Here is a 14,177-nt window from a genome sequence, read left to right as displayed (position 1 = left end):
TGACGCACGCCGATGGATTTCGGCTAAGAGCCCCTCAAGGGCTAAGCCCTGGGGGAGTGCTCTGGTTGGGCTTGATAAGTACCACGCAACCCTTGAACCGCCCGGACCGGGCGAAGATCAGTGCGCGACAATAATGTTGTTCTGTACATTCTGGACGCCGGCTGTCCCCCAGGCAGAATGTCTCGCCAGGTCGCGCTCGGCCCAACTGTCGACAGTCCCGGAGAGCGTCACGTTGGCGCCTTGGACTTCCACGTTGATTTTGTGCGAGTCAATAATGGCCCGACGGTTGAGCGCCTCGATGATGTCTGACTTCACATCCTTGGCCGATACTGTTGACTTGATGGCGATGTTGTTAGTGATGCCCTTGACGCCCATCAGGTTGCGAACGGCGTCCAGTGCCGCCCGGCGCTGGTATTCCCATTCCACATCGCCGCCCAGGGTTACCCAGCCGCCCTCGACCTGGATCTTGATGGAGTCCTTGAGCAGATACGTTGTCCACTCCAGGGCGCTGTCGGCAGAACGGGCGATATCAGCATCGGTGCGCTGGCTCAGGCTTGGTAATTTCACGTCTATTTCGACTGCCAGCGCGCGAACCCCCGAGACTTTTTTGGCAGCTTCTTCGGCAGCCCATTTTTCAACGAAGCTGTCGACGTGCCCGGCCAGAGTCACCACGCCATCCTGAACCTCGACCCCGATTTGCTCGGCATTGATTGACGGCTCCCAGCGCAACTCTGCAAGCACGTCATTTTTCAATTGCCTGTCCATTTTCATGTCATTGCTCCCGACCAGGTGATTGCAGGTCATTACGCCGAGGCAGTCGGCGCGACAAAGACACTGCAGAGCCATTCACGTTAGGCGCCTGAATGTCTGGTGAGTAGCCTCGGAAACTACCTACACTCTGGGTCCGAGCCATCGCGTAACAGGCCAACGCCAATGACCAAATTCATGCGTCGTCATGCAGAAACCCACAACAGCAGCCGAATCGGCTGGCTCAGGGCTGCGGTGCTGGGGGCAAACGATGGAATTGTGTCAACCGCAAGCCTGCTGATCGGCGTGGCGGCCGCCAGCGCTACGCACAACTCGCTGATTGTCACGGGCGTCGCAGGGCTTGTGGCGGGCGCCATGTCGATGGCGGCAGGTGAGTATGTTTCGGTGCACTCCCAGGCCGACACCGAACACGCCGACCTGCTAAAAGAGAAAAGAGAGCTTGAGACCAAGCCTGAGGCTGAACACCGGGAGCTGGCGCAGATTTATGTCAGGCGTGGCCTTGAGCCGGAGCTGGCCAGGCAGGTGGCGGTTCAGTTGATGGCCCACGATGCCTTGGGGGCGCACGCACGGGACGAACTGGGTATCTCCAGGGAGCTGAGCGCCAAACCCCTCTCTGCAGCGTTTGCCTCGGCGACGAGTTTCATCGTTGGGGCCGCGTTGCCGGTCGGGGTTACCTTGGTAGTGGCGCTAGAGCACGTGATTCTCTGGATATCGATCATGTCACTGGTGTTTTTGGCGGCCCTGGGCGCTGTCGCCGCAAAGGCCGGAGGCGCGCCGTTGTTGGCGGGCGCCTGGCGTGTGACGTTTTGGGGAGCGTTGGCGATGATCATTACTGCGGTGGTGGGCCGGGTATTCGGGGCAGTGGTTTAGCGCAACAGGTTTCAGCCTGAGGATTCAGGAGTGGGAGCAGATCAGTGTCAGGAATTGATTCTCGACACTGACGCCTGCTGGCGCCCGGTCATCTGAAAGGAACAGCTCGCCGTTATAGTAGGCGAAAGATACCGAGTTTTCGGTTCCCGGCTGGTGTGCAAAGCCACACACCGCCAAGTCACGGCCATCGGCGTTCACTGCGGTGGCGTAGACCGGGTCGAACACCCACCCTCCTCCTTCAAACCCAGCCAATGCCTTGGTCTTGGCAGCGCGTTCTTCCTTGGCGGCAACCGGCACCTTGATACGGGGTTGGTTCAGGCTTTCGATCGAGTCCGGTGTCGTGACGGCTGTTTCTGGCGGAGTTTGGCTGCAGCCGGCCAGGCATACGCAGGCGAGTCCGAGCCAGGCGATGACGTTCAAGGGCAACATACCGACAGGGTTAATTGGCACGTCCGGCCTTCTTGAGCATCAATTGCGCCCGCTGATTGGCTTCGTCTGCCGATTTTTTTGCCGCAAGCGCGGCCTGCAGTGCCTGGTCGGCCTTTATGGCTGACTCATCCGCGTGCACCCTTGCTGCGGTTGCCATGTCTTCGGCGCCGCTGATCCTTGCGTCCACTTCCTGGCGCCGATGGCTGCAACCGGCGGTCAAAACCAGGCTCAAGATCAGGGGTGTGATCAGGATGAGTCTTCTCATTGTGTCGCTCCTTTTAAACTGAATACTCGGTGCCGGTGCTGCAGGGGACACGTTATCCGTTTCCTGGATACCGCAGCAGGCTCGGAAACTACCTAGAAGGTTTTTGCACCCAAGAGGTTCGACCACAACCATCGGTCGGACACTTATGCGGCGCCTTTTCTATGCAAAGGAACGTGCGGCTCAGCAATGGCTGGATAATGTTCAGGTGGCCTGGCGTGAATGCAACGCGCAATGTCGTTAAGCCGCACACCCCGCAAACGTGGACATTGCGTAGCCACTAAAGGAGTGTAGGATCCAAAGACGTGTTCCTTCGGAACGCATTGCTGCGGTAAATCGCTATGCCTGTTCGCCTTCCGCTCGACGCTGGAACGGCCACGCCCAAGGTGATAACCCCATCGTCTTTAGCCGATGCTGCAACGCCGAGCTCAAAACCGCGGTTGACGCCTTCCCCGTCGACTGACTCCATTGATCAAATGCGCGCGCTGAACAAAGAACTGACGGAGATGACCGATCAGCTTCGTGGCTCCCTCGAGCAGCAGCGGGCGGCGTCATTGGTGTCTCTGAATGTGCTGCACAGCATTAACATCGCTGCGATTCTGCTGGATGCCAATCTAAATATCCGTTTGTTCACCCCGGCCAGTCAGTCGCTGTTCAACATTCTTCCTCAGGACATTGGACGACCACTGGCGGACCTGCGCCCGATGGCCACTGATATCAACCTGCTGGATGATGCCAAAACCGTCATGCGTGAGATGACGCCGCTGGAACGTGACGTTGAATCTAGCAGTGGCGTGAGCTTTACCCGGCGGATTTCACCCTATAACAAACAAGATGATTTTGTTGAAGGGGTGGTCATTACCTTTACGGATAGCTGTGACAAAAAACAGGCCACCCAGGAGATCAAAAGCCTGGCACACAAAGCGGAACTGGCAACGGCCACCAAGTCACGTTTTCTCGCCTCCGCCAGCCATGACTTACGCCAGCCGTTACAAACACTCAAGTTGTTGCAAGGGCTGTTGCTCAGCATTCTGAAAGATGAGCAGCCGCGGAAACTGACGGCCAGGATTGGCGAAACCGTGGGCGCCATGTCCGGAATGCTCAATGCCCTTCTGGATATCAACCACATTGAGACCGGCGAAATACTGGCAAACCCTGTCAGTTTCAGAGTGAGTGACCTGCTGGATAGACTTGCCGATGAGTTTAACTACAAGGCCGGTGCCAAAGGTTTGAAACTCAAGGTCGTGCCTTGCCAGCTGTTAGTTGAAAGTGATCCGCGCTTATTGGAACAGATGTTGCGCAATTTACTTTCCAACGCACTGAAGTACACGCGAGAAGGCCGCGTCCTCATGGGGTGCCGCCGCCACGGTGCGTGGTTGAGTATTGAAGTCTGGGATACCGGCGTCGGCATTGGCCCCCCAGAGCTGGAATCAATCATTGATGAGGCGGTGCCGGTCGACACCCCAAGCCTGATGCATGGCGCGGGCTTGCCGATTGTTAAGCGCTTGTGTGCGGTGTTGGGGCATCGGTTTCGTGCGCAATCGAGTCTCGCAAAAGGCTCGGCATTCGCCATTGATGTTGCCTTGTCTCGTAAGGCCATCGCTGTGCCAGGCGCCGTGTCAGAAACCGTTCCACAGAAGCCAGGCCGCGTACCGGGCAGTGAAATGATCCTGGTGGTCGAGGACGACGTGGAATTGCTAGAGTTGCTGGGTGCTCTGCTCAAGTCTGAAGGTTACCAAGTCGCCATGGCGAACGACGCGGAGACCGCGCTGGAGAGTGTCACCCATGGTGGCGTGCAACCCGATCTGATCCTGGCAGACTTCAACCTGCCAGGACCGATCAATGGCTTACAAATGATCGCGCAGTTGCGCAAGAAAATGCGCCGCACTATTCCCGCAATGGTGCTGACCGGGGATATTTCGCGTCAAACCTCCCATGATGTAGCGTTTGAGCACTGCACCCAGCTCAACAAGCCCGCCAAACTCAAAGAGGTCACTTTTGTCATTCGGTCTCTGCTTGCACGGCAACGCCAGGCGCTGGCTGAAGGCAGGCAACTCAAGGAAACCGAGCCACGCGAAACAACGACGTCCATCATCTTCGTCGTGGATCGCGATGATATTTTTCGCGATACGATCCGCGGCGTCCTGGAGTCCAGTGACTATCTCGTCCAGGACTACGCGACATGCGAGGCGTTTCTAGCGGACTACTCGCCGGGCCGGCGCGCGTGCTTGCTCGTCGATGCTCATGCACCAGGCATGGAGGGGCTTGAGCTCCTGCACCGATTGAGGCGCAACGGCGACGACCTGCCCGCCGTAATGATCAGCGATAGCAGCCCGGTTTCGGTCGCGGTGGATGCCATGAAGGCGGGGGCGTCAGATTTTATTGAAAAGCCGTTTGGCCGCAGCGAAGTCCTTCACAGTGTTGCGCGCGCCCTGGAGCATGCACTCGACGCGAATAAAAAACTGGCTTGGCGCCAGGAGGCGACCCATTGCATCGAGAGCCTGACTCTGCGACAGCGGCAAATCATGGACATGGTGCTGGCCGGTCACCCGAGTAAAAACATTGCGGCTGAACTGGGAATCAGCCAGCGCACGGTTGAAAATCACCGGGCCTCGATCATGAACCGTACGCGTTCCAAATCCATTCCAGCATTAGCGCGTATTGCACTTGCAGCCAATCCGCTGACTTTGGCTAAAACCGCCTCAGGCTCAAGCGAGACGCATAAAAACTAATGTGTCGTTAACGATAGCGCAGCGAGAACCGACTTTTTCAACAGGATTGGCCAAGAGCAGGCATTGAACCCGTCTACTCAACCAAGGGCGGCTCACTTCACCTTGCCGCTGCCTCAAGTACCACTTTTGACCTTACTCCAGATCCGCGTACGCACCCGCTCCATCTTCAGTGGCAACGGCTCCAAAGGAAACAGCGTATCCAGCACCGCTTTCGAAGGATAGACACCGGGATTGTCCCTGACCTTTTCATCTACCAGGCTGCGGGCATCCTTATTGGCGTTGGCGTAACTGAGGTAGTTGGAGGACTGCGCAATCACTTCCGGACGCAGCATATAGTCGATGAAGGCGAGCCCTTGCTGAGGGTTCGGCGCATCGCTGAGCAGCACCAGGCTTTCGACCCAGACCGGCGCGCCTTCCTTGGGGATGCTGTACTGAATCTTCCGGCCACTGCCGGCGGCGTCGGCGGCTTTCTTGGCGTCCATTACGCCGCCGGCCCATCCCACTACGGCGCAGATATTGCCGTTGGCCAAGTCCGTAATAAACCGTGAAGAATCGAAGTAGCGAATATGCGGGCGCAGCTTCAGCAGCAACGCCTGGGCTTTTAAATAGTCATCAGGATTCTGGCTGTTATAGGGCAAGCCCAGGTAATGCAAGGCGATGGGGATGATCTCGCCTGGCGCATCCAGCATAGCCACACCGCATTCGCCCAATTTGGCGAGGTTTTCTTCCTTGAAAATCAAATCCCAGGAGTTGACCGGTGCATCGCGGCCCAGGATCGCCCGGACTTTATCGACGTCATAGCCAATTCCCGTGGTGCCCCACAAGTAAGGCACGGCGTAGCGATTACCCGGGTCGTTGGTTTGCACCTTCGCCAGAATATCCGGATCAAGGTGAGACAGATTGCTCAGTTGCGCGCGATCCAATTCCTTGAGCACACCGGCCTTGATGAGGTTCGGCAACAGGTCTCCGGTGGCCACCACCACGTCATAACCACTGCGCCCGGCCATGAGTTTGCTCTGCATGACCTCGCTGTTATCGAACACGTCATACGCGGCCTGGGTGCCGGTCTGCGCCTGGAAGTTCTTCAGCGTGTCCGGGGCAATAAAGTCGTACCAGTTGTAGATATTGACTTTCGGTTCGGCGGCTTGAGCGCAAAGCACCAGGCTGCTGAAGACCGCAGCCAGGCTCCATTGCATGCATCGAATGGCGATCATGAGAACTCCCGATTATTGTTATGAGGGGGTAAAGCGAGATCAGCGAATCAGTAATTCACGGCGCCCGTCGGCGTGTTCCACGGTCTCACCGGGGAGCGTCAGGCGGCGGTCATTGAGGTAGTGATAATCCGCGCGGGCGGCTTGGACTTGGGTCAGGTCGAGGCTGATCATTTGCCGTGTTTCCTCGCGCCCGGCTTCGAACAGCACACGGCCGAACGGGTCGACCACAGCGCTGCCGCCGGCAAACACCAGGCCGTCATCGCCCTGCCCCACGCGATTGACCATCACGCTGAACACTTGGTTTTCCTGGGCCCGGGCCATGATCGCGGTGCGATGCACCGGGCCGTAAGGGTCCATGTTGCCGTTGGTGATGATGATCAGCTCGGCGCCCAGTTGGGCGAGTGCGCGTGCGGTTTCCGGCAGTTCGATGTCGTAGCAAATCAGAATGCCGATACGCACACCGTTGAAAAGCACCGTGCCGAAGCGGTCGCCAGGAGTGATGTCGCCCCGCTCCGAGGGCCACAGGTGTGTCTTGCGGTAACCCAGTGAGAGCCCATCAGGCGTAACCAGTACCGAAGTGTTGTAGAACACGCCCGCATCGTTCTCGACCAGGCCGATGACCACCGAAACACCCCGTTCGCGTACTGCCTGTTGCACGGCTTGCAGCGTCGGGCCTTCGAGGGTTTCTGCAACCGTTGCCAGCCGATCACCGGCGACGAAGCCCATCAAATGGGTTTCAGGAAACACCAACAGGTCGGTGTCCGCGTCGCAGTGGGCGATGGCTTCCAAGGCCCGCCTCAGGTTATAGGCGGTATCGCCATCGCGACCGGCTAACTGCATGAGTTCAATGTTCATGGCTGATCCTTGCGTATAGTTGAGGCCGTACGGACACCGTGTGTACGCCGGCCTGAAACGAGTATGGGCTGTACCTACGTGGCAAAAAATCACTTCGATGGGGTACCCCCGAATGGGTAGTGAGATGAATCTGACATTGCAGGACGTGGCTTGGCATGACTCGGTCGGCCGGTTGATCGAGACCCTGGACCGCCCGCACTTCTGGCGATCAATGGCGCGTTTGCTCGGCAGATATGTGCCGCTGGACACCTGGGTGGTGCTGATCTTCAGCGACGGCAGGCCTCAGGTTCTCGCCGAATCCCAGAATGAAGATGGCAGCAGCGATTCGCTCTTCCAGGACTATCTCAAAGGGCTCTACCTGCTCGATCCCTTTTACCTGGCCAATCGGGAATCGCCGAAAAGCGGGCTGTTCCAACTGGACGATGTCGCTCCGGAATGTTTCGAACAGACCGATTATTACCAACGCTACTTTCGGCTGAACGTGGTGGCTGACGAGATTCATATAAACGTGCAACTGGACCCTGAGCGGACCCTGAGCCTGTCACTGGGTAGCCACTGCCGCTTCAGCCAGGAGCAAATCGCATTACTGAAGCTGATCCAGCCGTGGGTGGCCGGTTTGATGCGCCAGCGTTGCGTGTTTGAACAGGAACTCAAGAGCACGCCGGAACCGGCAGCGGACTGGCAGGAGCGTCTGCAGTCACCCGCGCTGCAAATCAGCTCCGCACTGTCGGTCCGCGAAGCAGAGGTTGCCCAATTGATGCTCAGTGGCTGCTCGAACAAAGAGATCGCGCGCAAGCTGGCGATCTCGGCCGAGACCGTGAAGGTGCACCGCCGGCACCTGTACAACAAGCTGGGGATCAAGTCCCAGTCTGAGCTATTCCTGTTGTTTCTCCAGGCTCAGGACTAGGCCTTCAAGGCTGAGGCGCCCAACCGACTTTCGCCATCGCCGCCAACAACTGCTCAGGCTTGAGTGCCAGGGCTTTTCTGCCGCGACCTTGCACGTCGTCGGCGGCCAACATCGCGTTGAGGATCGCCTCCTCCACAGCATCCGCTGCGGCCACGAACAAGGCTGTCATGTAGTCGTTGTTGACCATTTTCAAGGGCGTCGTCGCGGGGCCCGGATGCCCCAGATTGGCGACCGGCAGGCCGCTGTTGCCTACCGAAAACGCAATGAAGATATCCCCACTGTCGTCTTCGGTGCCGCCGCCGACCCGTGCCAACCCGATGCTCGCTCGCTGGGCCAGGCGCGTGCACTGATGAGGCAGCAATGGCGCATCAGTAGCGATCGTGATCACGATGGAACCCATGCCGGGCACGCCGACATTCACCGGGCCGCTGTAGGGCGAAGGTATGTCCTTCAACACGCTGCCCACGGGGTAACCCGCGACACGCAGTGCGTCGCGTACACCATAGTTGGCCTGCACCAATGCACCGACGGTCCAACCGCCCTCCTCGCTGCTCAGAACCCGCGATGAGGTGCCAATGCCACCTTTGAACTCATGGCAGATCATGCCAGTGCCGCCGCCGACGCAACCTTCCTGCACCGGGCCGCTGCGGGCATCGGCCAGGGCGGCGTGAACATGTTCGGCGCTGACGTGTTGGTCCCAGATATCGCTGAGGATGCCGTCGTAGGTTTCCAGCACCACCGGCATGCACCAGTACGTGTGTTGCTTACCCATGTCGCGCTCAGCGGCCACCAGCGCATCGCGTACCACGCCGACGCTGTGAGTGTTGGTGTAGGCAATCGGCGTGGTCAGCAACCCTGCTTCGCGAATCCATTCAAGGCCGGTGGCGTCACCGTTGCCGTTCAGTACGTGAACGCCTGCAAAACACGGAGCCAAATGGGCCGCAATCGGCCGCGGCTCGATGACGGTCACACCGGTGTGTATCGAGCCATCGCGGCTTTCAGCATTGAGCGTGTGATGCCCCACCCGTACACCGGGCACATCCGTGATGCCGTTGAACACCCCAGGTGTGCCTGTACCGATTGCGATGCCAAGGTCTCGTAAGCGCATGTTTTAACTCTCAATAGTCGAGTGAAGGACGTGCTACGAGTCTAGGTTGGGGACTGTCCACTGGCGATAACCCCCAATTGTTACCCCGGGGGCGTTAGGTCGGCATCGGCCATTTATGCGTGAAATCTGGATTATCTCTGTTATAAACTGCTGATTACTTTATTTTCCGTCCAGCCAGGTGATGTATGGATCCTCTGTCCGACGTGCTTTCATTGTTGAGGGTGCGTAATTACCACTCCGCCACACTCTCCTTGGGCGGTGATTGGGCATTCACCTTTCCTGAGCGCGAAGGCATCAAGTTCACGGCGGTGGTCAAGGGCAGTTGCTGGTTGCATGTGGAAGGTGAGCAGCAGCCGCAGCGCCTTCACCAGGGCGATTGTTTTCTCATGACCCGCGGCATGCCATTTTCGCTCTACAGCGATATGTCCCAAGCGGTAATGAACTCCGACGGACACTTTCAAACGCTCGCGGCGGACGAGTTGGCCCTGCATTACGGCGGTGACGACGTCCAGTTGGTCGGTGGCCGCTTTGACTTCAGCGGTGTACCCGCCCAGTTGTTACTCAGCAGCCTGCCTTCATTGGTCCACGTACAGGCCAATGAACCGCAGGCATCGATCCTGCGCTGGGCGCTGGAGCGGTTCACCTCGGAACTGCAGCAGAAGCGCCCCGGCCGCTCGCTGATGAACGAACACTTGGCGCACCTGATGCTGGTCGAGGTGCTGCGCACCCACCTGGCGAACCTGGACGGCAGTGGCGTCGGTTGGTTTTACGGCTTGGCCGACCGTCACCTCAGCGTAGCCCTGAGCGCGATCCATGCTGACCCGGCCCATCGTTGGAGTGTCTTGGAATTGGCGCAGCTGGCAACCCTGTCGCGCTCGGCGTTCGCATTGCGCTTCAAGCAGGTGGTCGGTGCTGCACCGATGGAGTACGTGACGCGCTGGCGCATGCTGCTGGCCAGCGACCGGCTGAAGAGCTCCGATGACTCCATTTCCACCATCGCGTTTTCATTAGGCTATGAGTCCGAGAGCGCCTTCAGCACGGCGTTCAAGCGCGTCATGTCGCAATCGCCCCGCCACTATGTGCGCGGGCACACCGCCCAGGCTTAATGCAGGCCGCCGCCGATGATCAGGGTTTCACCGGTAATCCAGCTTGCATCCGACGACGCCAGGAACGCGACGGCGGGTGCAATATCCTCGGGCTGACCGATGCGACCCAGCGGCGTAATGGCTTCGATCTTCTGGCGGAACGCCTCTTCGAAAAAGCCGCTGGCATGCACACCTTCGGTGACCACCAACCCTGGGTTGACCGAATTGACACGGATATTCCTGGGCCCTAACTCATTGGCCAAGGTGCGGGTAATAGCGTCGACCGCCGCTTTGGAGGCGGTGTACACCGTCGAGTTGGCCGGTGTGAACGAGGTAACGCTGGAGCTGATGTTGACGATGCTGCCACCCGCCGAATTGAATACCTCAACCGCTGCCTGAGTACATTGGATCAGCCCCAGGACATTGAGGTTGAATTGGCGGTGGAACTCCTCCTGCGTAATGTCAGCCAACGGGTTGGTGGAATAGACGCCGGCATTGTTGACCAGGATGTCGAGGTGGCCATGCTCATGCACAATGGTTTTGAACAGGGCCTTAAGGTTAGTGCTGTTGGAAACATCGGCCTGCACTGCGTAGGCCCTGGCGCCAGTCTGCAGAATCTGTTCGACCACGCGGTCGGCATCCTCACGACTGCTGGCGTAGTTAACGATCACGGTGGCGCCATCCTTGGCCAATTGCTTGGCAATCGCCGCGCCGATGCCTTTGGAAGCACCGGTCACCAGCGCGACTTTCTTGTGCAGCTTTTTCATGTTCACACCCTTCTGTTGCTGGCTGAAAATCAGTCAGTCCAGCTTAGGAGCAACGCCCAGGCGGGTTAATAGCCAGTCCTCCAAAAAAGCTTCGCGATCGTCCAGCCGTGATACGCGGTGACGCGGGCGTGATTTCCCTCAGTACGCTGTCCCACGTCGTTCGTAAATACAGCTGAGTCGGTGCCGTCAGCGCTCCATTATCAGGTCATGCTGACGGGCCAACACTTATGCGTGCGTGAGGTACCAGCGCCAGTCCTGCTCCCCGACTTCGGCGTTGAATTTACGGAACTCGCGCCATTTGATCGCCAGATACACTTTAAGGAATTCGGCCCCCAGCGCCTCGTGTGCCCAAGCTGAATCCTGCAGGGCCTGCAACGCTGTTAGCCAGTCGGTAGGCAGGAAATCAGTTGCCTGTTCATACCCATTTCCTTCAATCGCCGCGCCGGGATCGCTTTGACGAGTGATGCCGTAGTGAATGCCGGCAAGTAATGCGGCAGCGGCAAGATACGGGTTGGCATCGGCCCCGCAAATGCGGTGTTCGATGTGCCGACTTATTGCGGGGCCTCCAGGGACGCGGAACGACACCGTACGATTGTTTACTCCCCAACTTTTGGCCAGCGGCGCGTAACTACCGGTCTGGAACCGGCGATAGGAATTGGCATGGGGGCAAAATATTGCCAGCGAGTCAAACAGGGTCGCCATCATCCCGCCAATTGAGTGACGCAACAGTGGCGTACCCTGTGGGTCTTCGCTCGCATACAGGTTATTGCCCTCCTCGTCGGCCAGGCTGACGTGCAGGTGCATACCGCTGCCGGCCTGGTCGCTGAACGGCTTGGCCATGAAGCACGCTTGTAGTCCATGTTTATTGGCTACACCTTTGACCAGGCGCTTGTAACGTACGCCTTCATCAATAGCCTGAAGCGCATCGAAACGATGCTCCAGCGTCAATTCGACTTGGCCTGGAGCGTACTCGGAGATGGCCGTACGTACCGGCAGCCCCTGTAGCGCGCACGCAGCGTAGAGATCATCAAGAAAAGGTTGAAGCTGCTCCAACTCGTAAATGCCATAAACCTGCGGTGCCTGAGGGCGGACGCCATTAGTCTGCAACGCTGGCTGCGGCCGACCGTTGGCATCGCGTTGTTGGTCCAGCAGGTAAAACTCTAATTCAACGGCCATTACCGGGTGGAATCCATCGGCTTTCAGCCGGTCAATGGCATGCACCAGTACGTGTCGCGGGTCGGCCGGTGCGGCGGGAATGCCTTGGGTCGGGTGCATGCTTACCTGCACTTGGCCTGTGGGATGAGTGCGCCAAGGTTGCAAGGTCAGGCTTCCCGCTAACGGGTAGGTCCAGCAATCGGCATCAGCGACATCCCAGACCAAGCCAGTGTCTTCTACGTCTTCACCCTGCACGGTCAAGGCGAGAATGGAACTTGGCAGCGGCCGACCACTTTCGTAGATCGCCAGTAGTTCGTTGCGATGCAACAGTTTGCCCCGTGGAACACCGTTTGCGTCGATAAGAAACAACTCGATGCTCAGTACTTCAGGGTGGGCGGCCAGATAATCTACGGCCTCTTTTTTATCAGCAAATTGCATGTCAAACCTCTTGGCGCTCATTCAAGCGACTGGACAGTATTTAAGAACAATGGCGTTTTCAGGCGTGCCGTTATGAAGGGATAACCCGCGCTCCAGGTAGGGCAAGCAGCGTGGAAAGCGCGTTATCCAACTCACCGATCAGCCTGTCGATATCCGCATCACTTGTTTGCGGACAGCACAGGGTCATGTTGTGAAAAGGCGTGATCAGGATTCCGCGATTGATCAGATAAAGATGCAGCGCCATTTGAAGGCTGTCATGAAAAGCCGCCTCGGCTTGCGCGCCTGTTCTTGGCGAGGTAGCGCAGAATTGAAACTCACAACGCGCGCCCAACTCTGTGACAGACCAGTTCAGGTGGTGTCGCTTGAACAACCCTCGAAATCCCTGGGCCAGCCTTGAGGCCAGGGGCAACATGTGCTCGTACGCAGACTCGGTCATGACCTCTTCGAGACTGACGCGCATGCAACGCATCGCCAGTGCGTTGGCGGACAGCGTCGTTCCCATGCCACTGTGGCCATGCCCGCCGCTCTCCTCGCTGATGGTCTTCTGGACGTCGCGCATGGCCGAGGCGACTGGCTCGCTAACGCCAAACACCGCGCAAGGCACGCCACCGGCAATGGGTTTACCCACCACGAAAAAGTCGGGTTTCAAATCCCACTGGCGAGTGCATCCACCGAGGCCGGTGGAAATAGTGTGGGTCTCATCAATGACCAACAGGCTGCCATATTTAAGGGTCAGCTCCCGGCACTTTTGCATGAACCCCGGATCCGGCAGGACCATGCCAATGTTCGTCATCGCCGGCTCGCACATCAGCGCGCACACATCGCCCTGGGCTAACGCCGCCTCCAGTGCGGCGACATCGTTGAAGGGGATGGATCGACTGTATTGGCTCAAGTCGTAGGCTTGGCCCACAAGACCTGAACGGGGCACTGTTTTGCCATCGCGGTAGCGCACCATCACGTCATCCACGGTGCCGTGGTAGCAGCCATCGAACACCAACAAGACGTTGCGCTGGGTGATAGCGCGCGCCCAGCGCAGCACATACCGGTTGGCGTCAGTCGCATTGGCGGTCACTTGCCAGTAAGGCAGCTCGAATCGCTGGGCCAGCAACTCGCCGCAGATCACCGCGTCTTCGCCCGGCAGCATCGTGGTCAAGCCATTATTCGCCTGCTCGGTTATGGCGCGGACAATAGGATCAGGTGAATGGCCAAACATCGTGCCGGTGTCGCCCAGGCAAAAGTCTATGTATTCATGCCCGTCAACGTCGGTGAAGCGCGCCCCTTTGGCACGCTGGACAAAGAGCGGCGAAGGCATGGACCAATCGCTCATCCAGTGCATGGGCACACCGTTGAACAGATTCGCCTTGGCGCGCTCGGCCAGCGCCAGTGAAGTGGGGTTGTTTTCTATAAACCGGGCACGCTCGGAGGCGGTAAAAGCAGCAATCGCTGATTCACTAATTCCACTTTTCGACATGATCAATACCCTATGTTAATTATCAAATTAATTAAAAGTCCGTTGCTGAATGACAGCCGGATACGACTCAAGGAACTCAACTGTTCTTTGATACATCGCGCTTTTATAAATCTCGG

The 14,177-nt window shown here is 58.1% G+C and carries 13 protein-coding genes; 4 read left to right on the top strand and 9 right to left on the bottom strand.

The window, feature by feature from the left end; translation table 11 throughout:
• Positions 1 to 117: 117 nt before the first annotated feature.
• Entirely contained in the window at positions 118 to 771 is a 654-nt protein-coding gene (locus D109_RS0130875; RefSeq protein ID WP_017480316.1) for a BON domain-containing protein, read from the bottom strand.
• Between the two features lie 174 nt (positions 772 to 945).
• Between D109_RS0130875 and D109_RS0130870 the strand changes: the two genes are divergently transcribed.
• Complete coding sequence (locus D109_RS0130870; RefSeq protein WP_017480315.1) at positions 946 to 1,638, top strand: VIT family protein; 693 nt, start codon at positions 946 to 948, stop codon at positions 1,636 to 1,638.
• 24 nt (positions 1,639 to 1,662) lie between these two features.
• Here D109_RS0130870 and D109_RS0130865 read toward each other — a convergent pair whose 3' ends face one another.
• Positions 1,663 to 2,088, bottom strand: a complete 426-nt coding sequence (locus D109_RS0130865; protein ID WP_256219627.1) for a hypothetical protein — start codon at positions 2,086 to 2,088, stop codon at positions 1,663 to 1,665.
• Positions 2,078 to 2,332 (bottom strand): Lpp/OprI family alanine-zipper lipoprotein, encoded by a 255-nt coding sequence (locus D109_RS0130860; protein ID WP_017480313.1) that lies wholly within the window; start codon positions 2,330 to 2,332, stop codon positions 2,078 to 2,080. The genes D109_RS0130865 and D109_RS0130860 overlap by 11 nt, the downstream gene beginning before the upstream one ends.
• Positions 2,333 to 2,670: 338 nt before the next feature.
• Here D109_RS0130860 and D109_RS01000000132255 point away from each other — a divergent pair, with 338 nt between their 5' ends.
• Positions 2,671 to 5,061, top strand: coding sequence for a response regulator (locus tag D109_RS01000000132255; RefSeq protein ID WP_050555094.1), 2,391 nt, complete (start codon positions 2,671 to 2,673; stop codon positions 5,059 to 5,061).
• Positions 5,062 to 5,174: 113 nt separating this feature from the next.
• On the opposite strand, the gene D109_RS0130850 is transcribed toward D109_RS01000000132255, so the two are convergent.
• Together D109_RS0130850 and D109_RS0130845 are read right to left on the bottom strand one after the other, a co-directional pair.
• The gene (locus tag D109_RS0130850) at positions 5,175 to 6,275 is read right to left on the bottom strand and encodes a polyamine ABC transporter substrate-binding protein (protein WP_017480311.1); all 1,101 of its coding nucleotides are present in this window, start codon (positions 6,273 to 6,275) and stop codon (positions 5,175 to 5,177) included.
• Positions 6,276 to 6,314: 39 nt separating this feature from the next.
• Positions 6,315 to 7,130 carry a carbon-nitrogen hydrolase family protein gene (locus D109_RS0130845; RefSeq protein ID WP_017480310.1) on the bottom strand — a complete coding sequence of 272 codons (816 nt, stop codon included), beginning with the start codon at positions 7,128 to 7,130 and terminating at the stop codon, positions 6,315 to 6,317.
• 124 nt (positions 7,131 to 7,254) lie between these two features.
• On the opposite strand from D109_RS0130845, the gene D109_RS0130840 reads away from it, so the two are divergent.
• Positions 7,255 to 8,037, top strand: coding sequence for a helix-turn-helix transcriptional regulator (locus D109_RS0130840; RefSeq protein WP_017480309.1), 783 nt, complete (start codon positions 7,255 to 7,257; stop codon positions 8,035 to 8,037).
• A gap of 4 nt (positions 8,038 to 8,041) precedes the next feature.
• Here D109_RS0130840 and D109_RS0130835 read toward each other — a convergent pair whose 3' ends face one another.
• Positions 8,042 to 9,145: a P1 family peptidase gene (locus tag D109_RS0130835; RefSeq protein ID WP_026078334.1), complete on the bottom strand. Its 1,104-nt coding sequence runs from the start codon at positions 9,143 to 9,145 to the stop codon at positions 8,042 to 8,044.
• Between the two features lie 185 nt (positions 9,146 to 9,330).
• Between D109_RS0130835 and D109_RS0130830 the strand changes: the two genes are divergently transcribed.
• Entirely contained in the window at positions 9,331 to 10,251 is a 921-nt protein-coding gene (locus D109_RS0130830) for an AraC family transcriptional regulator (RefSeq protein WP_026078333.1), read from the top strand.
• Here D109_RS0130830 and D109_RS0130825 read toward each other — a convergent pair.
• From D109_RS0130825 to D109_RS0130815, 3 genes are all read right to left on the bottom strand, one after another.
• Positions 10,248 to 10,997: an SDR family NAD(P)-dependent oxidoreductase gene (locus D109_RS0130825; RefSeq protein WP_017480306.1), complete on the bottom strand. Its 750-nt coding sequence runs from the start codon at positions 10,995 to 10,997 to the stop codon at positions 10,248 to 10,250. The genes D109_RS0130830 and D109_RS0130825 overlap by 4 nt on opposite strands.
• Before the next feature lie 225 nt (positions 10,998 to 11,222).
• A complete protein-coding gene (locus D109_RS0130820; RefSeq protein ID WP_017480305.1) occupies positions 11,223 to 12,590 on the bottom strand; it encodes a glutamine synthetase family protein in 1,368 nt (455 codons plus the stop codon).
• A gap of 70 nt (positions 12,591 to 12,660) precedes the next feature.
• The gene (locus D109_RS0130815) at positions 12,661 to 14,061 is read right to left on the bottom strand and encodes an aspartate aminotransferase family protein (RefSeq protein WP_017480304.1); all 1,401 of its coding nucleotides are present in this window, start codon (positions 14,059 to 14,061) and stop codon (positions 12,661 to 12,663) included.
• Positions 14,062 to 14,177 lie beyond the last annotated feature (116 nt).

Origin of the sequence: Pseudomonas sp. PAMC 26793 (genome assembly GCF_000313235.1) — a bacterium.
GTDB classification, from domain to species: Bacteria; Pseudomonadota; Gammaproteobacteria; order Pseudomonadales; family Pseudomonadaceae; genus Aquipseudomonas; species Aquipseudomonas yamanorum.
The sequence above is the reverse complement of the archived record's forward strand: the minus strand, read 5'-3'. Positions and strand labels throughout refer to the sequence as shown.

Excerpts from the sequence above, each read along its gene's own strand:
- D109_RS0130875 (WP_017480316.1), bottom strand. The coding sequence starts at position 771 with ATGAAAATGGACAGGCAATTGAAAAATGACGTGCTTGCAGAGTTGCGC.
- D109_RS0130870 (WP_017480315.1), top strand. The coding sequence starts at position 946 with ATGCGTCGTCATGCAGAAACCCACAACAGCAGCCGAATCGGCTGGCTC.
- D109_RS0130860 (WP_017480313.1), bottom strand. The coding sequence starts at position 2,332 with ATGAGAAGACTCATCCTGATCACACCCCTGATCTTGAGCCTGGTTTTG.
- D109_RS01000000132255 (WP_050555094.1), top strand. The coding sequence starts at position 2,671 with ATGCCTGTTCGCCTTCCGCTCGACGCTGGAACGGCCACGCCCAAGGTG.
- D109_RS0130850 (WP_017480311.1), bottom strand. The coding sequence starts at position 6,275 with ATGATCGCCATTCGATGCATGCAATGGAGCCTGGCTGCGGTCTTCAGC.
- D109_RS0130845 (WP_017480310.1), bottom strand. The coding sequence starts at position 7,130 with ATGAACATTGAACTCATGCAGTTAGCCGGTCGCGATGGCGATACCGCC.
- D109_RS0130840 (WP_017480309.1), top strand. The coding sequence starts at position 7,255 with ATGAATCTGACATTGCAGGACGTGGCTTGGCATGACTCGGTCGGCCGG.
- D109_RS0130835 (WP_026078334.1), bottom strand. The coding sequence starts at position 9,145 with ATGCGCTTACGAGACCTTGGCATCGCAATCGGTACAGGCACACCTGGG.
- D109_RS0130830 (WP_026078333.1), top strand. The coding sequence starts at position 9,331 with ATGGATCCTCTGTCCGACGTGCTTTCATTGTTGAGGGTGCGTAATTAC.
- D109_RS0130825 (WP_017480306.1), bottom strand. The coding sequence starts at position 10,997 with ATGAAAAAGCTGCACAAGAAAGTCGCGCTGGTGACCGGTGCTTCCAAA.
- D109_RS0130820 (WP_017480305.1), bottom strand. The coding sequence starts at position 12,590 with ATGCAATTTGCTGATAAAAAAGAGGCCGTAGATTATCTGGCCGCCCAC.
- D109_RS0130815 (WP_017480304.1), bottom strand. The coding sequence starts at position 14,061 with ATGTCGAAAAGTGGAATTAGTGAATCAGCGATTGCTGCTTTTACCGCC.